Annotated in this window: 3 protein-coding genes; all 3 read left to right on the plus strand. The window is 62.5% G+C overall.

Going from position 1 to position 3,638, the window contains the following annotated elements:
• Positions 1–840 (plus strand): ATP-binding cassette domain-containing protein (locus FY112_RS00970; protein WP_151517410.1); only part of this gene is annotated, 840 nt, incomplete at its 5' end.
• Between the two features lie 83 nt (positions 841–923).
• A complete protein-coding gene (locus FY112_RS00975) occupies positions 924–2,576 on the plus strand; it encodes a GMC family oxidoreductase (protein WP_131629638.1) in 1,653 nt (550 codons plus the stop codon).
• Between the two features lie 110 nt (positions 2,577–2,686).
• A complete protein-coding gene (ppk2, locus tag FY112_RS00980; RefSeq protein ID WP_151517411.1) occupies positions 2,687–3,601 on the plus strand; it encodes a polyphosphate kinase 2 in 915 nt (304 codons plus the stop codon).
• The last annotated feature ends 37 nt before the right edge of the window (positions 3,602–3,638 follow it).

Consider the following 3,638-nt stretch of genomic DNA (forward strand, 5'->3'; position numbering starts at 1 on the left):
TTCCAGTCCTACGCGCTCTATCCGCGTATGTCGGTCCGCAAGAACCTCTCCTTCGGCCTTCGCGTCGCCGGGCTGCCGAAGGCCGAGATCGAGGCCCGTGTCGCCCGCACCGCCGCCCTCCTCCAGCTCGACAAGCTGCTCGATCGGCGTCCTGCCGAGCTTTCCGGCGGTCAGCGCCAGCGCGTCGCCATCGGCCGGGCGCTGGTGCGTGAAGTGGATGTCTTCCTCTTCGACGAACCACTGTCGAACCTCGACGCCAAGCTGCGCAACGAATTGCGCGTCGAAATCAAGAAGCTGCACCAGCGCCTCGGCAATACCATGATCTACGTCACCCACGACCAGGTCGAGGCCCTGACGCTGGCCGACCGCATCGCCATCATGCGGGACGGGGTGATTCAGCAGCTCGCCTCGCCAGCCGAGATCTACCGCCGTCCGATCAATCTCTTCGTCGCCGGCTTCATCGGCGCTCCTGCGATGAATTTCGTCGAGGGCCGGATCGAGCGCGGCAACGGCGCGCCGGTCTTTAGGAGCAAGGAGCTCGCTGTCGATCTCTCCGGTTATTCCTTCCGGGCGGACGCAGCGGAAGGACCGGCAACGCTCGGCTTTCGCCCGGAACACCTTGTGCTCGATGGCGCCACCAGCGGCCTGCCCACCATTCCCGGTCGCGTTTCCGTCGTCGAGCCGATGGGTTCGGACGCCGTCGTCTGGTTCGACTGGGCAGACCAGAGCCTCTCGCTCCGGCTCATGGGCGATGTCACCCTTGAGCCTGGCTATGCTCTGGCTCCCGGGCTCGATATCGCCAAGGCGTCCCTCTTCGGCGCTGACGGATCGCGGCTGTGACGCACCATCCCTTTGTTTTCCCGCAATTCCGGGTGCGTTTCGCGCCGTTTTGAGGATTGCTCCAGGACAGGATTTGAAAAGACATGTCTGAGATCGTCTATGATGCGCTGGTGATCGGCTCCGGCGCGGCGGGTTCCTTTGCGGTAAAGGAACTGACGGCACAGGGGCTGTCGGTGCTGCTGCTCGAGGCCGGCCCCGCCGTCGGGCCGAAGGATTTCGATCCCGCGCGCAAGAAGGCGCCGGCAAGCAGCATCAATATCTGGGAGCGTGCGCGGGCCACCCTCAAGGGCCAGCCGATCCAGGCGCGCGCAGCCTTTTTCACCGAGCGCTTCAGCCACTTCTTCGTCAACGACCGCAAGAACCCCTATACGACGCCGAAGGGTCAACCCTTCCTCTGGATCCGCGGCCGCCAGGGCGGTGGGCGCCTGCACAGTTTCGGCCGGGTGCTGCTGCGCTGGACCGACGACGATTTCAAGATCCGCTCACGCGCCGGAAAGGGCGTGGACTGGCCGGTCTCCTATGACGAGCTGGCGCCTTTCTACGACGAGGTCGAGACCTATCTCGGACTCTACGGCAACAAGGACAACGTGGCCACATTGCCGGACGGCATCTATGCGAAGCCGGCAAGCCTGACGCCCGCCGAACAGATCTTCAAGCAGGCGGTTGAAAGCCGCTGGCGGGAAAGGCGCGTCGTCTCCTGGCGCTACATCGCGCCTGACGCCGACCGGATGCCGCGACCGCTGCGAGAAGCAAAGGCGACCGACAACCTAACCATCCTCTACGACGCCGTCGTTCGCCGCATCACAACGGATGAGAAGACCGGCCGCGCTACCGGCGCGGAATACATCGATCGCAACACCGGCGCGGTATCGACGGTTCGCGCCGCGACGGTGGTGCTTTCGGCCTCGCCGATCGAGAGCGTGCGGCTGCTGTTGAATTCGGCTTCGGCGAAACATCCGGATGGGCTCGGCAACAGCTCGGGCGCTCTCGGTCGCTACTTCATGGACCAGTTGCCGTGCCTCGCCTTCGGCTCCTTTTCGAAGGCGAAGGGCTGGGCGCCCGACGAATCCGCGCCGACCGACCCGTTCTACAATCCGTCGGGCGGGATCTTCATTCCCCGCTTCGGCGAGAGCGACGCCGCCCGCGGCGATTTCGACTACCAGGGAAGCGTCGGGCGCGCGCCGGTCTCCGGCGACACCGATGCGCGTCTCGCCTTCTTCGGTTTCGGCCGCATGCTGCCCTATGCCGACAACCGCATCACGCTCGATCTCAGGCGTAAGGACGCCTGGAATATTCCCGTGCCGCATATCCGCTGCGTCATGCAGGAGGAGGAGCAGGCACTGCTCAAAAGGCAGGAGGAGACGTTGATCGCCATGATCAGGGAGATTGGCGGCGACCTCGAATTCATCGGCTCGCCCACCGGGCTCAAGGAAATGGGCAAGGGTGCCTTTCCCGAAGCCGACGCCTTCAGCCGCTTCATGTTCCGCAAATGGTTCCGCAAGACCATGTGCATGGGCGCGGCAATCCACGAGACGGGCGGCGCGCGCATGGGCGAAACCCCTGAGGCTTCGGTGCTCAACCCCTACAACCAGGTCTGGGATGTCCCGAACCTCATCGTTACCGACGCAAGCGCCTTCCCCGGCAGCGGCATCGCCGGCACCACGCTCACCGTCATGGCTCTGACGATCCGCGCCTGCCGGAATCTTGTCGACCAATACCGAACGGGACGGCTGTAACCGCGCTTGGAACGCGAGACCTGGGTAAACCGTTTCAGCCTTCGATCAGTGGTCGTCATATAAACTTCGCACTGACATGCTCCTGTCAACGAAAGCAGGAAGGGAAACCCATGTCGCGAACACCTCAGGACCAACTCAGCCGCATAAAGGCCGAAATCGCTGACAGCTTCGATGAAGAGCTGGAAATGCAGATGGAGGAGGACCGGCTGGACGATCTGGTCGCCGAAGGAATGTCGGAACCGGCGGAGCAGACGCTCGAGCGAAAGATCTACTTCCGGGAGCTTTTCCGCTTGCAGCACGAACTGGTGCGGCTGCAGGATTGGGTCCAGCATAAGAAGCTGAAGGTGGTGGTGCTATTCGAAGGCCGGGATTCGGCCGGCAAGGGAGGCGCGATCAAGCGCGTGACCCAGCGGCTCAATCCGCGCGTCTGCCGGACGGTCGCGCTGCCCGCCCCTACCGAACGGGAACGCCATCAATGGTATTTTCAGCGTTATGTCCCGCATCTTCCGACCGGTGGCGAGATCGTGCTCTTCGACCGAAGCTGGTATAATCGCGCCGGTGTCGAGCGCGTGATGGGGTTCTGCACCCCCGATGAACTCGAGGAGTTCTTTCGCTCGGTGCCTGAATTCGAACGCATGCTGGTCCGCTCCGGAATCGTGCTGATCAAATACTGGTTTTCGATCACCGACGAGGAGCAGGAGTTCCGCTTCAATATGCGTATCCACGATCCGCTGAAGCAATGGAAGCTGTCACCGATGGATATGGAAAGCCGTGTCCATTGGGAGGAGTACACCAAAGCCAAGGAAGAAATGCTGGCGCGTACCCACACGGAGGATGCACCCTGGTGGGTGGTACAGGCCGTAGACAAGAAACGGGCGCGTTTAAACTGCATCGCCCATCTTCTGGAGCAGATCCCTTACGAGGATGTTCCGAAACCGGAGATCCAGTTGCCGGACCGCATCCGTAACGCCGATTACAACAGGGCGCCGGTTCCGCCTGAAATGTATGTGCCGGAGCGGTTTTGAAATTATAGCTTACGCCGTCCCCAGAATTGCCTTCAGG

The sequence above is a fragment of the Rhizobium sp. PEPV16 genome, from assembly GCF_008919455.1.
GTDB lineage: Bacteria > Pseudomonadota > Alphaproteobacteria > Rhizobiales > Rhizobiaceae > Rhizobium > Rhizobium leguminosarum_Q.